21 protein-coding genes and 1 pseudogene are annotated in these 19,983 nt (G+C 51.0%); 14 read left to right on the top strand and 8 right to left on the bottom strand.

What is annotated here, in order from left to right:
- The first annotated feature begins 36 nt into the window (after positions 1-36).
- On the top strand, positions 37-606 hold the full coding sequence (locus tag HMPREF1546_RS16545; protein ID WP_036629482.1) for a UbiX family flavin prenyltransferase: 570 nt from the start codon (positions 37-39) through the stop codon (positions 604-606).
- A 13-nt stretch (positions 607-619) separates the two neighbouring features.
- Entirely contained in the window at positions 620-1,960 is a 1,341-nt protein-coding gene (locus HMPREF1546_RS16540; protein WP_021747754.1) for a UbiD family decarboxylase, read from the top strand.
- Positions 1,961-2,487: 527 nt separating this feature from the next.
- Here HMPREF1546_RS16540 and HMPREF1546_RS20000 read toward each other — a convergent pair.
- Complete coding sequence (locus tag HMPREF1546_RS20000; protein WP_367646057.1) at positions 2,488-2,640, bottom strand: DUF6076 domain-containing protein; 153 nt, start codon at positions 2,638-2,640, stop codon at positions 2,488-2,490.
- Positions 2,641-3,542: 902 nt separating this feature from the next.
- Between HMPREF1546_RS20000 and HMPREF1546_RS19775 the strand changes: the two genes are divergently transcribed.
- The 5 genes and pseudogenes from HMPREF1546_RS19775 (at position 3,543) to HMPREF1546_RS16525 (ending at position 5,336) form a co-directional block, all read left to right on the top strand.
- On the top strand, positions 3,543-3,743 hold the full coding sequence (locus HMPREF1546_RS19775) for a hypothetical protein (RefSeq protein ID WP_021747757.1): 201 nt from the start codon (positions 3,543-3,545) through the stop codon (positions 3,741-3,743).
- 3 nt (positions 3,744-3,746) lie between these two features.
- Positions 3,747-4,265 (top strand): hypothetical protein, encoded by a 519-nt coding sequence (locus HMPREF1546_RS19770; protein ID WP_301546135.1) that lies wholly within the window; start codon positions 3,747-3,749, stop codon positions 4,263-4,265.
- Positions 4,266-4,456: 191 nt separating this feature from the next.
- Positions 4,457-4,606: pseudogene (locus HMPREF1546_RS19995) on the top strand (hypothetical protein); the annotation flags it as partial.
- Positions 4,607-4,716: 110 nt separating this feature from the next.
- A complete protein-coding gene (locus tag HMPREF1546_RS16530; protein WP_021747760.1) occupies positions 4,717-5,007 on the top strand; it encodes a hypothetical protein in 291 nt (96 codons plus the stop codon).
- The gene (locus tag HMPREF1546_RS16525; RefSeq protein WP_021747761.1) at positions 5,004-5,336 is read left to right on the top strand and encodes a hypothetical protein; all 333 of its coding nucleotides are present in this window, start codon (positions 5,004-5,006) and stop codon (positions 5,334-5,336) included. The genes HMPREF1546_RS16530 and HMPREF1546_RS16525 overlap by 4 nt, the downstream gene beginning before the upstream one ends.
- Before the next feature lie 418 nt (positions 5,337-5,754).
- Here the strand turns inward: HMPREF1546_RS16525 and HMPREF1546_RS16520 are convergent, their stop codons facing one another.
- The 7 genes from HMPREF1546_RS16520 to HMPREF1546_RS16490 all read right to left on the bottom strand — a co-directional run bounded on the left by HMPREF1546_RS16520 (position 5,755) and on the right by HMPREF1546_RS16490 (position 13,962).
- Positions 5,755-6,714, bottom strand: a complete 960-nt coding sequence (locus tag HMPREF1546_RS16520) for a sugar phosphate isomerase/epimerase (protein WP_021747763.1) — start codon at positions 6,712-6,714, stop codon at positions 5,755-5,757.
- A gap of 107 nt (positions 6,715-6,821) precedes the next feature.
- Positions 6,822-7,985 (bottom strand): zinc-binding dehydrogenase, encoded by a 1,164-nt coding sequence (locus tag HMPREF1546_RS16515; RefSeq protein WP_083491046.1) that lies wholly within the window; start codon positions 7,983-7,985, stop codon positions 6,822-6,824.
- Positions 7,986-8,024: 39 nt separating this feature from the next.
- Complete coding sequence (locus HMPREF1546_RS16510) at positions 8,025-9,209, bottom strand: quinone oxidoreductase (protein ID WP_021752160.1); 1,185 nt, start codon at positions 9,207-9,209, stop codon at positions 8,025-8,027.
- 32 nt (positions 9,210-9,241) lie between these two features.
- The gene (locus HMPREF1546_RS16505; protein WP_021750011.1) at positions 9,242-10,225 is read right to left on the bottom strand and encodes a LacI family DNA-binding transcriptional regulator; all 984 of its coding nucleotides are present in this window, start codon (positions 10,223-10,225) and stop codon (positions 9,242-9,244) included.
- Between the two features lie 182 nt (positions 10,226-10,407).
- Positions 10,408-11,394 (bottom strand): sugar ABC transporter substrate-binding protein, encoded by a 987-nt coding sequence (locus HMPREF1546_RS16500; RefSeq protein WP_036630720.1) that lies wholly within the window; start codon positions 11,392-11,394, stop codon positions 10,408-10,410.
- Positions 11,395-11,462: 68 nt separating this feature from the next.
- On the bottom strand, positions 11,463-12,455 hold the full coding sequence (locus tag HMPREF1546_RS16495) for an ABC transporter permease (RefSeq protein ID WP_021750009.1): 993 nt from the start codon (positions 12,453-12,455) through the stop codon (positions 11,463-11,465).
- 13 nt (positions 12,456-12,468) lie between these two features.
- Positions 12,469-13,962, bottom strand: a complete 1,494-nt coding sequence (locus HMPREF1546_RS16490) for a sugar ABC transporter ATP-binding protein (RefSeq protein WP_021750008.1) — start codon at positions 13,960-13,962, stop codon at positions 12,469-12,471.
- 483 nt (positions 13,963-14,445) lie between these two features.
- Here HMPREF1546_RS16490 and HMPREF1546_RS16485 point away from each other — a divergent pair, with 483 nt between their 5' ends.
- The 7 genes from HMPREF1546_RS16485 (at position 14,446) to HMPREF1546_RS16455 (ending at position 19,964) form a co-directional block, all read left to right on the top strand.
- Entirely contained in the window at positions 14,446-14,859 is a 414-nt protein-coding gene (locus tag HMPREF1546_RS16485; RefSeq protein ID WP_147629873.1) for a tetratricopeptide repeat protein, read from the top strand.
- Between the two features lie 176 nt (positions 14,860-15,035).
- Positions 15,036-15,329 carry a hypothetical protein gene (locus HMPREF1546_RS16480; RefSeq protein WP_021752159.1) on the top strand — a complete coding sequence of 98 codons (294 nt, stop codon included), beginning with the start codon at positions 15,036-15,038 and terminating at the stop codon, positions 15,327-15,329.
- Positions 15,326-15,700: a hypothetical protein gene (locus HMPREF1546_RS19990; protein ID WP_021750004.1), complete on the top strand. Its 375-nt coding sequence runs from the start codon at positions 15,326-15,328 to the stop codon at positions 15,698-15,700. The genes HMPREF1546_RS16480 and HMPREF1546_RS19990 overlap by 4 nt, the downstream gene beginning before the upstream one ends.
- 501 nt (positions 15,701-16,201) lie before the next feature.
- Positions 16,202-17,098: a carbohydrate kinase family protein gene (locus HMPREF1546_RS16470; RefSeq protein WP_036630717.1), complete on the top strand. Its 897-nt coding sequence runs from the start codon at positions 16,202-16,204 to the stop codon at positions 17,096-17,098.
- A gap of 4 nt (positions 17,099-17,102) precedes the next feature.
- Positions 17,103-17,933, top strand: coding sequence for a class II fructose-bisphosphate aldolase (locus tag HMPREF1546_RS16465; RefSeq protein WP_021750001.1), 831 nt, complete (start codon positions 17,103-17,105; stop codon positions 17,931-17,933).
- 5 nt (positions 17,934-17,938) lie between these two features.
- The gene (locus HMPREF1546_RS16460; RefSeq protein ID WP_021750000.1) at positions 17,939-18,982 is read left to right on the top strand and encodes a Zn-dependent alcohol dehydrogenase; all 1,044 of its coding nucleotides are present in this window, start codon (positions 17,939-17,941) and stop codon (positions 18,980-18,982) included.
- Between the two features lie 253 nt (positions 18,983-19,235).
- Positions 19,236-19,964 carry a cyclase family protein gene (locus HMPREF1546_RS16455; protein WP_021749999.1) on the top strand — a complete coding sequence of 243 codons (729 nt, stop codon included), beginning with the start codon at positions 19,236-19,238 and terminating at the stop codon, positions 19,962-19,964.
- Positions 19,965-19,983 lie beyond the last annotated feature (19 nt).

Raw genomic sequence — 19,983 nt, 5'->3', positions numbered from 1 at the left:
ATCCAAACCGTAAATCTATTATACGAGGAGACAACTATGAAAAAACTGATCGTTGGCATCAGTGCTGCAGACGGTGTTCGTATTGGCTGGCGGTTATTGGAACTGCTACGGGAGATGTCAGAAGTCGAGACATACCTAGTAGTATCCCGGATGGCGGAACAGAATTTTCGCCTGGAGTGCGGAATTGAGGCGGAGAGAGTCAAGGCCTTGGCGAATCATTGTTATGAGCCAGAGAATCTAGCAGCCAAAATTGCAAGTGGATCCTTCTATACGGATGGTATGATCATAGCACCGTGCAGCATGAAGACCCTGGCGGCCATCGCACATGGTTATTCGGACAACTTGCTGGTCCGTGCGGCAGATGTCTGCCTGAAAGAGAACCGCCGCGTGGTGCTGATGCCGCGGGAGACGCCACTGAGCCTGATTCACCTGCGCAATATAACTGCGGCTGCAGAGGCTGGCTGTGCCATCATGCCGCCGATGCTGACGTTTTACAACCACCCGGCAGGAATGGAAGACCAGGTGGATCATGTAGTGGGGAAGGCCCTAATGCAGTTTGGCTTGACACCTGATTGTTTCCGCCCCTGGACGGGAGAAGAATATTGAATGGAGGAGTCCAATGGACCTGAAAGATTGTCTGAAAAAGATGGAAAATGCTGGTCGGTTAACCCATGTGAAGACCCCGGTGGATGCCGTACATGAACTTTCTGGTGTCTGCGCCAAACTGGACGGAGGCAAAGCTTTGGTATTTGACCGTGTAAAAGGCTACGACTATCCGGTCACCACCGGTATGTGGTGGAATCGCCAGAATGTGGCTGCCATTTTCGACCGGCCTGTAGATCAGCTCTCCGGCCTGTTTGCCGAAGCAGTGGCTTCTCTGCGGCAGAATCCGGTGGCACCGGTGATCGTTGAGGGTGCACCTGCACAGGCTGTATGGATGCCAAAGCCGGATCTGAGCAAGATTCCGGTCCCCACCCATGCGCTGTTGGACGGTGGTCCTTATTTTTCCAACTGCATCATCATCGCAAAGGACCCAGATACTGGTGTGCGAAATGCATCTATCCATCGGTTGATGGTCACCGGGCAAGACCGAATGGGGCTGTTGCTGGACATGGGCCGTCACCTGCGGGACTACTATGAGCGGGCGGAGGCCCGAGGTGAACCGCTGGAGATCACTATCAACAACGGAGCGCATCCTGCGTTCTTTGTTGCAGCGACTACTCCCAGCTCTGCGGCACCCATCGATGTGGATGAGTTAGCGGTAGCATCCTATCTGCTGGGAGAGCCAGCACGCCTGTGCAAGAGCCGGACGGTGGATGTGGAGGGCATCGCGGATGCCCAGATGATCCTGGAGGCGGAGATCCTGCCGAATGTCCGCGAGCCAGAGGGGCCCTTCGGCGAGGTCAGCGGCTATTACGCCACCCGCGCGGACCGCTGGGTTGTGAAAGTCAAAGCCATCAGTCTTCAGAAAGAACCTGTTATCCATATGCTGCATCCCGGTCGCGAAGTCTGGAATGGCCAGGGCCTGGGCATCGAAGCAAACCTGTTCCAGACCATCAGTAAACAGGTAAAGGGACTGAAGAATATCTACATGACGCATGGCGGCAGTCACTATCATGTGGTGGTGCAGATGGATCCGCCTAACAATGGAATGGCAAAAAACGCCATTATGGCGGCTTTTGCGGCGTTCTCTGATCTGCAGATGGTCACCGTGGTCAACAGTGACATCGATATTTATGATGCAGAGGATGTGGAACGTGCCCTGGTGACCCGGTGTGACCCAGCTAAGGACATCGTTATCATTCCGAACGCGTTCGGCCACGAATTGAACCCGGTGGCCAATGGAGGGAATGTCCTCTCAAAGATGGGCTTCGACTGCACCTATCCGGTTCCGAAGCCTGCCTCTTATACACGGGTCTCTTTCGCAGATGTGGATATTTCTCAGTACGAGATTGTCTAACAGTGCTCTGATCTGTGCGTTAGAAAGGGAAATCTCTGTACAACGATAGATGCACACGATATACCCGCTGAAACTATCTGATAATCTGGGAATACTATGGGGATACGCGGCATAACAGTGACTTTCCAGTATTCTCCCTATAGAGTGCGTCAGAGGGCCTTGGCCCTCTGACGTATATATTTCATCTGCATGAATGTTCTCAATATGCCTCTCAATTTGCGTCTGGTTCAAAGCCTGTTTCAGATCCTCTAGAACTTCTCTAGAATGTGCACCCACGCTTCTGCGGACTCTACAACCCGCATTAGTTCAATCAAAAAGTCTCGCTGAGCAATCCCGTTGTTGAATGCTTCCCATGTGATACTGCCCTTCATGAGGCGGGCGTAATATTTTTGTATGCCCATTTGCAGAGTTTCCACACCTCATCGCTCTGAAGATTATGCTCGAAACTGGCTCTGGCGCCCACTTCCTGGCAGGCCTTTTCGCTCTCGCCAGATGCAATCCGCTCATAGTATAGAAATTTCTCCCCCCTACTTATGTAGAAGCCGCCTGCCACATAGCCGACACTCCCACAGTGCGTTGCCTGCCTGGACGGCTCTGCATAGCTCGATGTACAGGAATGACCAGATATTCTGAAATGTGTACTGCTCTACGAGAACTGCATCAACGCCTTCCCGGAACACAGGCTATAGTGGATGGCGCAGTCTACGTTTTTTTCCGCGTCTGTATACCGGAGAAGTTGGGGCGTTGCCTCGTAGTGCCGACCATGGACATAGGGTTGGAGGTGCATAACCGGACAACTGAAGATAAACTTCCAGCTCCTGCATCGGCCAAAGCTCGTCCCCAATGTTGTCTGCCAATGATTCGCTGCTAAAAAATGCGGTGACCGCCTTGCCATAAGAGAATGGTCCACGATCTTCGATCCAATAGCACGTCATGCCAAAGTCCACCTGAAGTGGAAACGTTAGTTTTGGGAATGATATATAAACGCCGCCTCTCGACTGGAATAGCATCCGGCAGATCAAGTCTCAACTCACCAATGGGAACTTTCAACAGGAGCTGTTTCACACCTACGAGAGGTAATGTGGTAAAATACAACATACAAATCCAAAGAGAAGGGCGCTTCCATGAAAGATATGTCGGCACAAAAGCATATCCCCTCAACGGGGGCAGGCAGGGAGTCGACAGAAGCCCCGTGGGAATGCTCCTGGGAATTATAGGCTCCAACCTTATTTTCAGCATGATCTGGACGCATACAAAGAAGGCTTTGCGGAGGGTTCCTCTCTGCGGGACTGTTTGTGGGAAGAACTGTACAGAAGCATCAACATCGCGGAGATCAACGATGGCGCGATCACACATGAGCATGCCAATTATCTGCGTCAGAAGTTTCTGTGGGTAAATGAAGTGCCTGATTTTACAAACTGCAAGCGTGTGCCCGGAAGAGCTTATAACGGTGCCAACGGGAAGAAAATCGCAACCGAATATCAGGGCGAGCGATGTATACTGGAATTTCCCCTTTCCGGTCAGGGAAGAGGACGGAGCTGTCCTACACGAATAGCCGTATCTTGCCAGTACTATATTCAACATGGTTGGAATCCCTGCACAAGAAACCATCCTGGGGACCTATGATGTGGGGGCGAGAATCGTCTGTGCCTGCAACAATTTTACCGCAGACGGAAGAGAGCTGTTTGGCATCTGTTCCATCAAGAATATCGCTATGGATTCTGGACACGGCGGCACCGGAACGGAGTTGGAGGACATTCTGGATACCATTGAAAAGCAGTAGTACGTGAATCCAGTGGAAGCGCTGCAACACTTTTGGAATGTCTTTGTGGTGGACGCGCTTCTGGGAACCTTTGACCCGCACAACGGGAACTGGAGGTTCCTGTATCACAATGATGACACCCAGTCCGCAACGTTGGCCCCGGTCTATGATTGCGGTAGCTGTCTGCTGTCCCTGGCAGATGTCCAGGTGAGGCGGGCAGTCTTGTCAAATCAGGATGAACTGAACGCCCGGATTTACCGCTTTCCGACTTCGGCTATCAAGCAGAATGACCGGAAAATCAACTACTATGATTTCTTGATGGCGGCTGAAAACAAGGACTGCAATGCGGCGGTCATGCGCATGATGCCGCGATTCCATCTGGACGAGATGCAGGCTTTCATCAGAGAAGTTCCTTTCCTGGATGAACTGCAGCGACAGTTTTACCAGACTTATCTGTCTGCCCGAATGGAAAGACTCATGATCCCTGTGCATCGACGGATTATGGAGCAACAGCAGCATCTATCACCGAGACTTCATACGTGAGTGTAAAGTTCAGGACCGCTTCCGAATTTTCGGAAGCGGTCCTGAATTTGCTAACAAATTGATAACTCTGTCCGGTTGGAGCGGCTATTGAGGTCAGGGCATAGTATTGTGTGCCGCTGATAGGAGGCGATTCATGATGCGTGATTATATGAAAGCCCTCTTACAGGTTCGAGACGACATCCTGCAGGGCGGAGTATCTGGACAGGAAGATTGAACGGACACACAGGCAGCTTACCCGTTTGCTGGATGAGCCGGAGCGGAAGCTGCTCCTGAAGATGGCGGATCTGGAAGATGCTCTGCGGGAGGAAGCCTGCCTGAACAGCTTCATATCTGGCTACCGCCTGGCTCAGGGCATCCAGCAAGAATTGCAGGCAGACCAACCACCCCGTACAACTTTGAAAACGAGGACGAACAGCAAGTCGGTGAGCTGGCAGGAAAGGAGAGATGATGGATGGGGAAGAAACGCGCCAATGGCGAGTGCAGTATCCGCAAATGGAAGGATGGCTGGTGGGAGGGGGTCTACACGGCCTTCTATGACCCAGCGACTGGGAAGCAGAAAATTAAGAATGTGCTGGGTAAAACCCAAGCAGAGGTCAAGGAAAAGCTGAAAAAGGCCATCGCGGACAGCCAGCGGCTGGACATGAACCGCAGCGGCACCCATACGGTAAAAAGCTGGGTGCTGATGTGGCACGAGGTCTATGCCGAGCCCCGGCTTCGGGAAAACATCAAGGACTATTATTGAACTATATCAATAACTACATCATCCCCGAACTGGAGGACATCAAGCTGGACAAGCTCACCACGGTTCAGATCCAGAAGTTCTACAACGATCTCCAGAAGAACGGGCGGGTACAGCGGTACCAGCATATTCAGCTGAAAAACAAAGACCTGAGCGTCCGGGTGGTCCACAGTATCCATACTTTACTGAACAACTTGGCGGAGCGGCTGATCCTAGTGAACCCCGCCAGGGGCTGCAAGCTGCCAATTCGAGCGTTACTGTATAGGGCTTGGAAATATTCCAAAGGAAAAACGAGAACAGTACACTCAGCTGCTCGGGAAAGAAAAATTTAATAGAGAGGGTGTGCTTGTTCTAAACATTATCAATCGGATTGAGGAAAACGACAAGATAGATTTTCTGCTCCGCCTTTTGGAGGGTATATTAGACGGAGAAATAGATGACATAACGTATAGACGGCTTATGGTCCCAGTACATCGCACACTATATTCGGACTTGCTATATTTAAAGGATCATGTTACCAAAAAGCCAATAGAAATTGGAGGAAGAGAAGAGTTTGGCTTAGCTGCGAGCGGCTTAATTTCATCGGACGGTTTAGGATGCTTTCCGAAAGAAATCAACTTGCTGTCGTGATCGTAGCTTGCAATCGAAAACACAGACGCTGATGACCTCTACATGCCGTTTGGTACCTTTAAGGAGTCGGTACGAAAAGCTTACGTGAAGATAAAATTACTGACAAGAGAGAAAGCTGCTCTATTGCATTGGTTTAAGAGGATCCGTTTTTGAAAATTCGGGAACAGCAGATTGGAGCGTGCCTAAAGACAGTAAATGTCCATCCAGCATAGGCATGGTCAAATCTTCCATCTCTAGCGCTACGTCACCATTGTAGCCATACATGCGGACAACAGAGAAAAATTCGATCCACCATTGCAGGCTGTGGCCTGCCCCTACAGCCACATAGTTCCAGGACCGGTCTCGGAAACAATCGATCGGTTTTGTGTCCAACATGCCGTTGGGCCCGTATGCTCTGCGTTCTCTGCGGGCATCCTTGGCGTGAATGTGGTACAAAGCGCCTTCTGCTCCCAATACGCGAGCGGCTTCTATGGGGTCTCCTCCCATCCAGAAAAGATGCGAAGGATCCAGATTCATACCGATGATTGGGCCTATGGCTGTACGGAGACGCAAAAGCGTTTCCGGATTATATACCAGCTGCATTCCGTGATTTTCCAGTGCGATTTGTTCGATTCCGCGATTTCTGGCCATATCTGCTAGCAGTGTCCATTTTGGAATTGCAACTTCATTCCATTGGTATTCCAAAATACCTGGTGTTTCGGGAGGCCAGGAAGTCGTGATCCAGACAGGGGTTTGATCCCCAGGGCAGCCAGCAGGAAGTCCGCTCATCATAATAACCTTTTTTACGCCCAGATACTCAGCCAGCTGGAAGGTTTTCTCTGTAACCTGCCAATCACGAGTATAGGCCAGCGGATTCCCAGAACAATTCAGAGCGCAGAGCGACAGCCCCCTGCGGCGGATTTCATCGTGCCACTTGATACGGGCGGAGTTGGAAGTTACCAGAGCCTCCAAGTCAATGTGCGGAGCATTGGACCAATTACCTGTCCCGATCTCCACCGCTGATACGTGGTGCGTACAGCAAAAGTCCAGCATGTCGGGAAATGGCATATCCAGTGTACAGGTTTTGATGGCCAGCCTCATGAGAAATCCTCCTCTATATGGAAGTTGTAAAAATGGGCAGCACCGCTGTATACAGCGGTGCTGCCAGGAGAAAAGAAGACAAAGAGAGCTTGAACGTTTTGGCGTGCTTAATCTACCCAGGGATCGATCAAAACTTTCATACTCTCCTTTGTCATGCTGGTTTGAATGGCCTGTTCCGCTGCGGAAAGAGGATATTTGTGACTGAAGAGCCTCTCCCATGGAAATTGATTTTTAGCGCGCAGCATCATTTCCATAACGGTTTTATAGCCAGTATGCGTATGGTTTGTCATACCGATGATGCGCAGGTTATTGGCACAGATTTCATGGACATTTATATCGGTGCCTCCGCAATCCACAAAGTTGCCGGGTTCCAGGTACATACCGGCTTTACGCAGGTATTTCAATCCCTCGGGGAAGACTTCAGGACGTCCAACGCATTCAACCACAATGTCAGCGCCCCGTCCGTTGGTTTCTGCTTTGATACGGGCGATCCGCTCCTCGGGGGTGGTATTTTCCGTATTCAGGACCACATCGGCGCCAAAAGCTTTGGCAATATCCAGTTTGTAGTCGGAAATATCGGTGGCAATGATTTTCCCGGCACCCATCATTCTGGCCATAGCAATGTGCGCGATGCCAAGAGGGCCGGAGCCCTGAATGACCAGGCTGTCTCCAAAATTAAATCCCTCCAGGGAAAAGCCGCTGAATTCCCGGGCTTTTTCCAGCGTATAAGTTACGCACATGACTTCAGTGAAACAGGCCAGCTCATTGGGAAGTCCGTCGGGAATCTTGTAAACGCGTGTTCCGGGTTCAATATAGAGGTATTGGGAAAAGCCGCCATAGAGATGGTTCCCGTCATCACAGGAGCGCATGTTTCCATAACTGAACTGCAGATGTTCACACCAGGGATAATTGGGAATGTTCTTGCAGTACCAACAGTTCCCACATACCACATCCGGACAGATGGTGACTCGGTCTCCAACTTGCAGATAATCCCCATCAAAGGAGAGATTTCTGGCCCCCTCTTCATCAATGGCCACGATTTCCATAGCGATCTCATGACCTTGAATAATAGGAAAGGGCAGATCAATCTCGTTTTCAGTCCCTTTGTATTGAACAGTTTCTCCACGATAGCTGTGCTTATCCGTGCCGCAGACACCGGCCATCAGAACTTTGCAAATAGCAGAGCCCTTACCCAGTGCAGGCATGTCAAATTCACGGATTTCTACATGACCAGGCTTAACCAAGACTGCTGCCTTGACTTTTGATTCCAATTTTGTTCGACCTCCTTTGGAATGCTATTCTGAAATCCATCAGTCCGCGCAAAACTGCGAATCGTCCATCCAGGGATCGATCAAAACCTTCATACTCTCCTTTGTCATACTGGTTTTGATGGCCTCCTCCGTCGCGGAAAGCGGATATCTGTGACTGAAAAAGCGATGCCATGGGAATTGATTTTTGGTGCGCAGCATCATTTCCATAACGGTTTTATATTTGGTGTGCGTGTGGTTGTTCATGCCGATGATACGCAGGTTATTGGCACAGATCTCGTGGACATTGATAGTTGTGCTGCCGCAATCCACAAAGTTGCCGGGTTCCAGGTACATACCGGCTTTACGCAGGTATTTCAATCCCTCGGGGAAGACTTCAGGACGTCCAACGCATTCAACCACAATGTCAGCGCCCCGTCCGTTGGTTTCTGCTTTGATACGGGCGATCCGCTCCTGGGGGGTGCTGTTTTCCACATTCAGGACCACATCGGCGCCAAAGGCTTTGGCAATATCCAGTTTGTAGTCAGAGATATCGGTGGCAATGATTTTTCCAGCACCCATCATTCTGGCCATGGCGATGTGTGCGATACCAAGAGGACCGGAGCCCTGAATGACCAGGCTGTCTCCAAAATTAAATCCCTCCAGGGAAAAGCCGCTGAATTCCCGGGCTTTTTCCAGCGTATAAGTTACACACATGACCTCAGTAAAACAGGCCAGCTCATTGGGAAGCCCGTCCGGCACCTTATAAAGCCGGGCTCCGGGTTCGATATACATGTATTGAGAAAATCCGCCGTAAAGGTGTTTTTCTGAGTTGCTGGAGCGGTTGTGTCCATAGTGAAACTGCGCTTTCTCACACCAGGGATAGCTGGGAATATTTTTGCAGTACCAGCATGTTCCGCATACCACATCCGGACAGATAGTGACACAGTCGCCGACTTGCAGATAATCCCCGTCAAAGGAGAGGTTTCTGGCTCCCTCTTCGTCAATAGCAACAATTTCCATGACAAGTTCATGCCCCTGAATAATCGGGAAAGGAATGGAAAATTCATCCGGCGTTCCTTTGTATTGTACAGTTTCGCCGCTGTATGTATGTTTATCCGTGCCGCAGACACCAGCCATCAGGACTTTACAGATGGCGGCTCCTTTACCTAGGGACGGCATGTCAAATTCTTGGATGGCAATTTGACCGCTGGCTACGGTCACGGCTGCTCTCACTTTTTCACTCATACGTGATCCTCCTTTGAGGGGAGTTCCCCCGGTTATGTTTTCCGGATAATCAGTTCCGGTTCAAACATAATTTGATTGACCTGATGGTATGGTTCTTTTGATGTAATCATCTCCACCAAAACTTTCATGCCATGAGAACCAATTTGATAGTCTGCCTGTGCGATAGTAGTCAACGGATAATCCAGATATTGGTCGTTGGCAATATTATCGTATCCCACGATGCTGATTTCCTCAGGGATTTTGTATCCGCTGTCACGGGCGGCACTGAGTGCTCCAATGGCTACGATATCTGATGAGCAAAAGATACCAAAAGGAGGGCGCTGAACCCGCAGAATCCTTCCCAGTGCCCGGTAACCATCTTTAAATGTTAGATTGTCATATAAGATACGGCTCTTCAAAAACGGAAGGTTTTTCTCCCGGAAAGCAGTTTGCAGTCCCTGCGTCCGACTGGTGGCTACGGAGATTCGTTCTGGGCCACTTAGGAAAAAAATGCTGTTTTTGCCCTGTCCTAAAAGATAATTGGCGGCCAGGTATGCACCGCGAAAATCATTGTTTATGACATAGCTTACAGAGTTATATGAAGCGCCGCAGCGAGATAAAAAGAGAAAGGGGATTTGAATATTATGAAAGTTTTCCTCTCGTACCGGGACAGCTAATAGTCCTGCCACATCCAATCTTTGAATGCGCATCAGCTGCTCGACCTCGAGCTCTGAGTTTTCTCCGGTGTGGCAGGCTACTACAGAATAGTCGTGAGCTTTAGCGATATCTTCTACACCTCGCCAGAGACGGGCAAAGTATGGATTGGAGACATCCGGTACCAAAAATCCCACGATTTTCTGCCGCTCTTCCGGCAGACTTTGCTTCCCAAATTGATAGTGGCTGGCTCGGGCCACCTCGACAATTCGTCGGCGTGTGCTCTCGGATATTTCTGTACTTTGATTTAGGGCTTTGGATACTGTGGAGACAGACGTCCCTGTCATTGCAGCCAATTCTTTGAGGGTGATTTTTTTCGCCATAAGGACCTCCAGTTTTCTGTAAATGCAGCAGTGTCATATCAGTTTCCAGTATAGGAGGTGGGCGAAAAAGAAGCAAAGAAAAATAATGGATTGAAGAGAAAAGATGTGAAGGGGCGGCTTGGTTCAACAAGCCGCCCCCTTGTACGGCTGGTGCTCTGATTGCTTGATTAAGGAGGACTATATCAGTGCCACGTCAGATAGTCTTCGGCATTTTCTGCGGTGACCATCGTGCAGGCGGTATACTGATCCTCAGAAGCGGTTCCGTTGACGATAAGTTCATACAGAGCTTTGACGCCTTCCTCAGCCATAATGCCGGGAGTTTGAGCGACAGTGGCAGTCATGCCGCCGTCCAGAATGGACTGGGCACCATCAGGCGAACCGTCAAAGCCGATGACCTTTACATCCCGTCCGGCGGCTTGGACAGCGGTGGCTGCACCCATGGCTCCGGTATCACTGGTAACATAAATGCATCGTAGGTCAGGATACGCGGTCAACAAGTTTTCAGTAATACCCATGGCGGTTCCCTGGTCGCCGTTGCAGGGCTGGACGTCTCCTACCAGTTCAATGTTTTCGGCGTCGCCCAAGCCGTCTAAGTAGCCGTTCGTCCGGTCGGTATGGCACTGATTGCCTAGTGTGCCGGTGATGATGGCTACCTGACCGCTTACATTTTTAACCGTCCATTCGCCGGCCAAATAGCCGCCGTCGTAGTTGTTAGTTCCGATAAAGGCTGCTACCTCGGCGCCCTCATCGGCATTCGTATCCAGGCAAATGACAGGAACATCTTTCTCGTTGGCTTTTTTGATGGTATCCACAACCTCTGCGGTACCGCACGGAACAATTAAAACACCATCGACCCCACTTTCCAGATAGGATTCGAACATGGTGATCTGTTCATTTACACCGTCCTCCAGAGGCGGAGCGGAAGAAACGATCTCAATCGTATATTTATCATTGGAGAGCTCAGCAGCCGCTGCTTCGGCAAATTCCTTCATGGCAACGAAGTAGGGATTGGACAGCGTTTTGGGGAGCAGAGCGAATGTCAGGGTGGAAGCTCCTTTGCTTCCGGAAGTTTCCTGTTCTTCGGAAGTTTCCTGTGCAGAAGTCCCGCCGCAGGCGGTCAGGGTAAGGCACAGCGCAAGGGTCAACAAGATCGCAAGTCCTCTTTTCATGTGGTTGTCCTCCTTTAAAATGATGTTATCCCGTAAAGCAATTTTACAGCTTGTGAGATCTGAAAGAATCAATCAACCCGTTTTGCGGCCCGGGCCTTGCGTTGCACGTCGACAATGACGGCCAGCAAAATAACCGCACCGGTAATCATCTGCTGATAATAGGTGGAGACTTCCAGCAGTACGATAGCATTTCGGATAATAGCTACCACAATAGCACCTAGAACGGTGCCTACGATATTTCCTTCTCCGCCCAGAACAGACGTCCCGCCCAAGACCGAGGCGGCCACAGCTTCCATTTCGTAGGATTGTCCGGCGTTTGCCTGCGCGGCACCCAGACGAGCTACATATACAACACCCGCAATGGCTACCATGATGCCGGAAATGATGTACACTTTGCACTCGTTCCATCTGGTCTTGATGCCGGAAAGACGGGCGGCCTCCCGATTGGAACCGACTGCTAAAATATAGCGGCCCGTGGCGGTGTAGGAGAGAATAAATTGGCCGATAATGGCAGCTGTTACAAAGATTATGACAGGAACTGGAATCCCCAGGAAATCGCCGCTTCCGATCCAGCGGAACGTGTCGCTAGAAATGGAGATGGGGCTTGCCTGCGTAATTACCAGCGTTAGACCCCGGCAAAGATACATAGTGCTCAACGTCATGATAAATGGAGGGATGCTCAGCCGAGAAATCACACTGCCGTTGACAACGCCTACTAAGGCACCGACCAAAATACTGGCCAGGATTGCTAGGAGGACGGACCCTTGGTTTTGCACGATATAAGCTGCAACCACACCTGTCAAAGCCAATAGAGAGCCCTGGCTCAGGTCAATTCCGCCTGTCATCAGTACGAAAGACATACCCAACGCCATGATGACATATACCGCCGCCTGCAGAAGAACGCTGGTGAGATTGCTGACGGTCAGAAAGCGAGGATTTGCCAGAGGGAGTACGATCATCAATACAACCAGCGGTACGGCTGCCGAGAGCCAGGGATAGTCGAAATGTATTTTGCGTTGCGGACTGAGAGCGGCTGCGGAAGTATCTTTCAAGTGTTTCATGGCACTTTCCTCCCTATATCGAATAACTCATAATCTTTTCCTGCGTGGCGTCACAACGGGCAATGTTTGCGGTAATACGGCCATCCCGCATTACTAGGATTCGGTCACAGATGCCCAAAATTTCTGGCAGTTCGGAGGATATTACAATGACAGCGGCTTCCTGTGCCACCAGATCATTTATGATTTGGTAGATTTCACTTTTGGCACCAATATCGATGCCTCGTGTAGGTTCGTCAAAAATATAGATGCTGGCTTCAGAGCAAAGCCATTTGGCGAAGACCACCTTTTGCTGATTACCGCCGCTGAGAAATTTGCTTAGACGGGTGATGTTCGGAGTTTTGATACGAAGCTTTTTTCGAAATTCTTCAGCTGTCGCCCGCTCTTTGCGGCCATCCAGAATACAACCTTTGCGGAATTTGCGCTTGAGCGATGGGAGTGTGATGTTCTCCTTTATGGACTTGGTGAGAAGGAGTCCCTCAAATTTGCGGTCCTCCGGCAAGTAGCCGATCCCGTGAGCAATGGCGTCTGATGGAGCGTGGATTTTGACGGGTTCTCCATCAATCAGAATATCTCCCGCGGTACGGGGAATGGCACCCACGATGGCTTTGGCGGTAGAGGTGCGTCCGGAACCCACCAGTCCGGAGAGACCGAGCACTTCCCCCTTATGCACTTGAAAAGAAATGTCATAAATGGTGTTTGGAACCTGAATGCCGCAGACCTCCAGCGCTACTTTTCCGATATGGCTTTCTCTCCGGGGAAATTTCTCATCCAGTGTCCGGCCAACAATCATGTTAATGACTTTATCCATATCGGCGGTTTTGCAATCATCAATTTCTCCCGTGAGTGATCCGTCTCTAAATATGGTGGCCCGATCACCAATCTGCTTGATTTCCTCCATGCGATGAGAAACGTAGATAAAAGTCACGCCTTTTTTCTTCAAGGTGGTAATAATATGGAAAAGATTCTGAATCTCATTTTCTGAAAGAGAAGAGGTCGGTTCATCCAGAATAACGATCGACGGATTCTGTGAAAAGACTTTTACAATTTCCACAATTTGTTGATCTGCTACGGAGAGCCGCCTCACCTGCGTTCGCGGATTGATGTGGTTTACGCCCAACTCACGGATCCAACGGTCACACTCACCATACATCCGTTTCCAATCAATTAATCCTGATGCATTTCGGGGTTCACGGGTCAGAAAGATATTTTCCGCAACACTTAAATGAGGGATTAGACTATTTTCCTGAAAGACGGTGCCAATCCCCAGTTTTCGGGAGTGAATCGGATCTGAAAGATATACAGATTTCCCATTCAAATAGATTGCGCCGCCTTCGTCTGCTTGATAAACGCCAGTTAATATCTTGATAAGAGTTGATTTACCGGCTCCATTTTCTCCCAATAGAACATGGACGTCTCCACGGCGGATTTCGAAGGATATATTATTCAGGGCTTTGACGCCAGGAAAGGTTTTTGAGATATTCTCAAAACGCAAAATGCTGTCCGACATATCCAAATCAAATCCTCCTTTTGCTGCGCATTGTGGTGGTTTTGTATAAATTTAAATTAGCAGTCTCGTGGTGGTAAAGCAATGTTTTGAAAACGAAAAAAATTTCAATAAAACGAAAAAGGTTTCGGTGCAATTGCAACTTCCTAAGACCGGGAGAAAGAATAAAAAGAAGATGACAAAGTTCTTGAGTTTACAAAAGAAGTATTATCAAGAATATAACCCATTATAATACAGTTGAAGTCCCGACTCACCAACAACATCTTCTAGTAAGAGGTATTTCACATCTACGAACAGAAGCTTGTCCCGCGGGATGAACTGGTTCGTGAAAGCCGGAAAGTCATGCTGGAGTTATCCCAGCAGATGGGGGAGAAGGTGTATGAGCTTACCCGGGTGAAGCGGATGATTTGGAAGCTGTCTCAGCAGATGGGTAATGTCAAAGGAAAGAAGTTCTACTAATATCTTCTGAAGTCTATGAAGCGGCATATGGGTGAGAAGGATGCAGCCGAGGCAGCAGAGTATCTCCGCCGCGCAGCCGATCAGAACCATCCTTGGGCCAGATGTCTGCTGAGGAAGCTGTGCCTCACGGGAAGCGGCATCCCCAAAGATGAAGAAGCGACCCGAAACTGCTTCCGGATGGCGGATTCGTATGGCCATCCCCATGCTCGATATGTTCTGGAACGCCAGAAACTGCCGTTCACAGTGTCCCGTCTACTCTGCCACATGAGCTATATCTTCCAGCACAATGCGGCTGCCGCGACTGCACAGCCGAGGCTGCACATCGACTGCAAGCGGATGCAAGAGCTCCAGAAGCTGCGGATTGCTCTTGGCCATCAGCCAGACAATCATGAAGAAGAACAAACCCGGTCCCGGGGTGGCATGACCATGAAGGGGTGGTAAGGTTCTGCACTGCATAAAACTCAGATGCGAATTCTGAAAAGTATTCCTACTTTGAATAATTACAGATTCTTTCGTGATACTCCGTCTTTTTATTGCGGATTTAAAATTGCTCATGTTGCGGCGCGAAACTGTATAACTTTTCCAATCGGGAGCCTGTATGTAGGAGGACTTGGTGCTTGCTTCATACAGGAGGCCTATTTACGACCGAAGAAAACTACAATTACCGAACCAGTCAGACGCTGCTTCACAATCAGTTTCCCGGTAACGGAAAGTCGAAAATCCCCATCATTCCAAAGTTCCAAGAAAAGCCCGGAGACTTTGACGATCTTTTGTTGATAGGCTTCGACAAGACCCATTTTGAGGATCAGAATCATCTTGACCGGACCATCTCAGATAAAAGTGACTTGTCTGCTGCTTGTAAAGCACCGGTATTACCGGCTTTCACGGGCCGTTTCATGATACGCGGATGATTGGAGTATCCTTCGGGGTACTCCGATTTTTTATTGTTAATTGGAAAGCGGAGCCGATTGCTCTGGCCATCGGCGTGGATGCCAAGACCCTCTCCGGCATCCTGGGCCACACCAAGGCCAGCTTCCCCTTGGACACCTACGCCAACGTCACCGACGATATACAGCGGCAGGCGGCCCAGGTGATGGACACCTTCATGACCGAGATCTTCGGAAAGGGGCTGATACCATGGCAAAGCGGCGAAAGCCCGGCAGCGGCAATCAGATCGGCGATCACCTCTGGGAAGGGCGGTATTCACCCGGAGGGCCGGACGGCAAGCAGAGCTCCCGGAATGTCTACGGCCATATCCCGGAAGAGTGCGAGGAGAAGCTGAGAGTTCTGATTGCCGCCATGAAAGCGAAAAAAGAAACTCCCGCGGATGCGGGAGTTTTCCTGTCTGTGGTATTTCTGTAGTCAATCAAAGAACACCAAAAAAATTGGGGCACTGCAAATACGCAAAAAGCAAAGAAAAGAACCTGATTTCTCGTGAAATCAGGTTCTTTTTGGCAAAGACTACTGGACTCGAATCAGCGAGCTTCTGCGTGTGAAGATATGTTAGGCGCAGAAAGAACGGGCTATCCCGTCCTTTCCGCACCCTTTGACTCAAAATCATTTTCTGTCTGCTCCATTGGTTCCACCGCCTGCTGCCTGCTCCGATTCTAATCTGGGTCAGGGTTTGGGGTAGGGCGGCAGGTTCGCTCTTTTTCCAAGGGGGCTGACAGAGGCCATTGGATAATGTTTAATGGAAATCGTAAAATTGTGAATGAAAAGCAGGTTGCGGGAAATGGGGCAAAATGCTAAATTGATGTTAGATTTTGAGGGAGGAAGTTTCAAAATGCTGGATTGCCTTTTTATCGGTTCCGCGACGAAAGACACGCTCCTGATGGTAGAGGCACCGCCGGCCTCTGACCAGCGCATCGCGGCTTCAGCAGTGGTCCATGCCTGCGGCGGGGTGGCCTCTGTGGCGGCTTCCGCGTTTCAGAAACTGGGAGGCAGCGCGGGACTGATCACGGTGGTGGGAGATCCTTCGGATGTCACGGACTTTATCGCCTCCAATATCGCGGAAAGACAGCTTCCCTATGTGGATCTGATCCGGGTACCGGGGACGGATTCTCCTTTCAGTACGATCCAAGTGGAAGCAAGTGGAAAGCGCTGCATCACCCATTTCGGCGGGTGTATCCGGCAACTAACATTGGATATGCTGGACAAAAACGTCCTGGCTGACGCGAAGATGATCCACTTGGGCGGTCTGGAGGAGCATTTCTGTGGCGAGCTGGCCGCTTACTGCAAGCGGAATACCGGCGCCCTGGTTTCTGTGGACGGCGGCAACCTCTCCCGAGAGGCCACGGATCGAATGCTGCCCTATGTGGATGTGTTTATCCCAGATGACAAGACGGTGGCCAAGGTCCTAGGCTGTTCCCCGGAGGATGCCTGCCTCTATTATGCGGAGAGGGGCGTCCGCATCAGCTGCGTCACCATGGGCGACAAGGGTTCGGTGGCCTATGCAGGCGGCACGTTCCACTACGCGGAGCCTGTGCGGGTATCCGTCGTGGATACCACCGGTGCGGGCGACAATTTTCATGGCGCGTTTCTGTACTGCCTGGCGCAGAGATGGAACCTGGACTATACACTGCGGTTCTGCAACGCCTTTTCCGGCCTGACCTGTCAGGGCCTGGGCGGACTGGCGGCGGAGCCGACACTGAAAGAGACCTTACGAAAGATGGAGGAGTGAGCATATGTCTTTGGCAACACTGAAGGAAGTCCTGGAGATCGCCGAGCGGACCAACACCGCCATTCCGGGCTTCAACATCGACAACATCGAAATTCCGGAGGCGATCATGGAGGCCGCCGAGGTTGAGAACTGCCCGGTCATCCTGACCATCGGCCAGGGGGCCATCAACGCCGGTGGCCTGCGGCATTTGCCGGATGTGGTGCGGCGGATCGCGGAGAGCAGCAGCGTGCCGGTGGTCATGCATCTGGACCATAGCGAAAGCTACGAACAGGTCATCGCCTGCCTGCGGGCTGGATTTACCTCTGTCATGTACGACGGTTCCCACTTTCCCTTTGAGGAAAATGTCCGGGAGAGCCAGGCGGTGGTACGTGCCGCTCACGCCGTGGGCGTGTCTGTGGAATGCGAGCTGGGCGCCATCTCCGGTGTGGAGGACGGGATTTCCCACAGCAACACAAATCTGGTGGACCTAGATGAGGTGAAGCGCTTTATTGCGGTGGTAGATTGCGATGCACTGGCTGTCGGCATCGGCAACGCCCACGGCATCTACAAGGGAACGCCCAATTTGGACTTCGGCCGGCTGGAGGCCTGCCGGAAGCTGGGGGCGCCGCCCCTGGTGCTCCATGGAGGCTCCGGTATTCCGGAGGAGATGATCAAAAAGGCCATCTCCCTGGGCATCCGTAAGATTAACGTAGCTACCGAGGTGCGGCTGGCTTTTATGGAGGGCTTAGAATCTGCTGTGGGCAGCCGGGATATTTACAAAATGTACCAAGCGGCCAAGGCCGGGACCATCGAACTGGCCCGCACGAAGATCAGGATGTTTCAGAATAAGGAGTGAGCGATATGGAGTACATGAAGGCAATCGCGGTCATGGGACCCAATGACATCCGGGTGGTGGATGACGTTCCCAAGCCGGTTCTGGGCGATTACGAGGCGCTGGTGAAGGTCCACGCTTGCGGATTCTGCAACGGCACCGATATGCAGATTATCACCGGCACCGGCGGCGACCTGGGCAACAGCGTCAGCATCTATCCCACAGTGCTGGGCCACGAGGGTGCCGGCGAGGTGGTGGCCGTGGGCAAAAAGGTCCGCCACATCCACGTGGGAGAGCGGTGGCTCCATCCCAATCTCTACCCGGATGTTGGCAACGGCTACACCAAGACCCACGGCAGCATGGCGGAGTACGGCATGGTCAGCGACAACCAGGCCATGCTGGAGGACGGTTTTGCGGAGAAGGACTTCCCCTGGGTCAAGCAGCATAAATTCCCTAATACCATGAGCTATATTGACGCGGGCGTGCTGCTGTCCCTGGCAGAGAGCCACTCTGCCGCCAAGAACTTCGGCGTGACCGAGGGAACAGAGATCCTGATCTATGGCTCCGGCCCTATGGGCATGGCGCTGTCCCTGTTCTGTGGCCTGCGGGGCGGCCATGTCACGCAGATCGACAGGATCCAAGAGCGGCTGGAGATGTCCAAGCGTATTGCAAAAACGGAGCACACCATCAACTCCTCCGTGGAGGATGTGGACGCGGTGCTGAACGGCAAGAAGTTTGATGTGGCCATTGACATCGTGGGCTTTACCGACATCATCTACGAGGCCAGTCGCCATGTGAAGCCCGGCGGAAAAGTGGGATCCATGGGCGTTCTGCGGAGCAACGACCTGGTGGTGGATACCAGCCGCCTGCAAAATAACACTTCGCTGCATATGCTGAACTTTCCCTACGGGGAGTATGCGATCCTGGACGAGACCATCGCCCTGATCGAAGCCGGGAAGGTGAATCCAAAGGATTTCTATTCCCATGTTCTTCCCTATGAGAAGATCGAAGAGGCCGTCCAACTGACACTCAGCAAGCAGGCGCTGAAAGTCATTTTGGATTTCGACGCCTGAACATGGCTTCCAAGTGCCGCTCTTTTCGGGCGGCACCTTTTTTGTGTATGGCGTTCTGTGTGATCCGCCAAAGATACCCCGCCCGTTTTGGACAAGCTGCGTCTACTTTTTACCGAAATTCTTCAAATTTTTACAATCATATAAAAGTGAATCCAAATGATAAAATTGTTGATTTTCAGGGGGAAATGGGTATGTTAAACTGGCCGCAGTAAAGAACACTGGCACATACAGACGAACAAAGGAGGAGATTCCATTGCGCAATTGGGAACTGTTGGCTCAGTTGATTGGCGGCGCAAAAGTCGTTGACCTGTCACCAACGATCGAACACAATATGCCCAAGTGGCCTACGCATCCGCAGATCATTGTTGACCCCACGATCACCCATGCCCACGACGGATATTATTGCCAGACACTGGTTATGGGCGAACACACCGGGGCCCATGTGGATTGCCCCGCACATATTCTGCCGGAAATGCAGGATAAGACCGTGGATACATACGAGCCGAATATGATTATGGGGCCAGCCGTCAAGTATGATATGTACCGTTTGAACGCACAGCCTGGCGACCGCATTACAAAAGAACAGATTTTGGAGCTGGAAGACCAGATGGACGACCGGGCAAGACCGGGTGACATTGTCCTCCTAGATTTTGGCTATCAGCAGTATTGGAAATTGGACAATACGTGGAAATATTACGCGCTGAATGAGCCGGGTCTTTCCCAAGAAGCATGCGCGCTGTTTGCCGAGCGGCAGATCCGTGCGATCGGTTCGGATACCATTGCCTGTGATACCCCGGTGAAAGATGGCTATGAGTATTTTTCCTATGGCCATCATGATAGCTTCCTGCCAAACGAAATCTTTATTATGGAAATGCTGATGAATCTGGAGAAGCTGCCCAGACGCTGCTATTTTATGGCGATCCCTCTGAAGATCAAGAACGGATCGGGCTCTCCCATTCGCCCTTTCGCAATTCTTGAATAAGTAAATTCACATCAGAAAA

The sequence above is a fragment of the Oscillibacter sp. KLE 1745 genome, assembly GCF_000469445.2.
In the GTDB taxonomy this organism is placed as follows: domain Bacteria; phylum Bacillota; class Clostridia; order Oscillospirales; family Oscillospiraceae; genus Oscillibacter; species Oscillibacter welbionis.
This window is presented reverse-complemented; position numbering and strand designations above follow the sequence as displayed.

Coding starts and splice junctions, on each gene's coding strand:
- HMPREF1546_RS16545 (WP_036629482.1), top strand. CDS start 37: ATGAAAAAACTGATCGTTGGCATCAGTGCTGCAGACGGTGTTCGTATT.
- HMPREF1546_RS16540 (WP_021747754.1), top strand. CDS start 620: ATGGACCTGAAAGATTGTCTGAAAAAGATGGAAAATGCTGGTCGGTTA.
- HMPREF1546_RS19775 (WP_021747757.1), top strand. CDS start 3,543: ATGGTTGGAATCCCTGCACAAGAAACCATCCTGGGGACCTATGATGTG.
- HMPREF1546_RS16530 (WP_021747760.1), top strand. CDS start 4,717: ATGGGGAAGAAACGCGCCAATGGCGAGTGCAGTATCCGCAAATGGAAG.
- HMPREF1546_RS16520 (WP_021747763.1), bottom strand. CDS start 6,714: ATGAGGCTGGCCATCAAAACCTGTACACTGGATATGCCATTTCCCGAC.
- HMPREF1546_RS16510 (WP_021752160.1), bottom strand. CDS start 9,209: ATGAGTGAAAAAGTGAGAGCAGCCGTGACCGTAGCCAGCGGTCAAATT.
- HMPREF1546_RS16505 (WP_021750011.1), bottom strand. CDS start 10,225: ATGGCGAAAAAAATCACCCTCAAAGAATTGGCTGCAATGACAGGGACG.
- HMPREF1546_RS16500 (WP_036630720.1), bottom strand. CDS start 11,394: ATGAAAAGAGGACTTGCGATCTTGTTGACCCTTGCGCTGTGCCTTACC.
- HMPREF1546_RS16495 (WP_021750009.1), bottom strand. CDS start 12,455: ATGAAACACTTGAAAGATACTTCCGCAGCCGCTCTCAGTCCGCAACGC.
- HMPREF1546_RS16490 (WP_021750008.1), bottom strand. CDS start 13,962: ATGTCGGACAGCATTTTGCGTTTTGAGAATATCTCAAAAACCTTTCCT.
- HMPREF1546_RS16485 (WP_147629873.1), top strand. CDS start 14,446: ATGGGTGAGAAGGATGCAGCCGAGGCAGCAGAGTATCTCCGCCGCGCA.
- HMPREF1546_RS19990 (WP_021750004.1), top strand. CDS start 15,326: ATGATTGGAGTATCCTTCGGGGTACTCCGATTTTTTATTGTTAATTGG.
- HMPREF1546_RS16470 (WP_036630717.1), top strand. CDS start 16,202: ATGCTGGATTGCCTTTTTATCGGTTCCGCGACGAAAGACACGCTCCTG.
- HMPREF1546_RS16465 (WP_021750001.1), top strand. CDS start 17,103: ATGTCTTTGGCAACACTGAAGGAAGTCCTGGAGATCGCCGAGCGGACC.
- HMPREF1546_RS16460 (WP_021750000.1), top strand. CDS start 17,939: ATGGAGTACATGAAGGCAATCGCGGTCATGGGACCCAATGACATCCGG.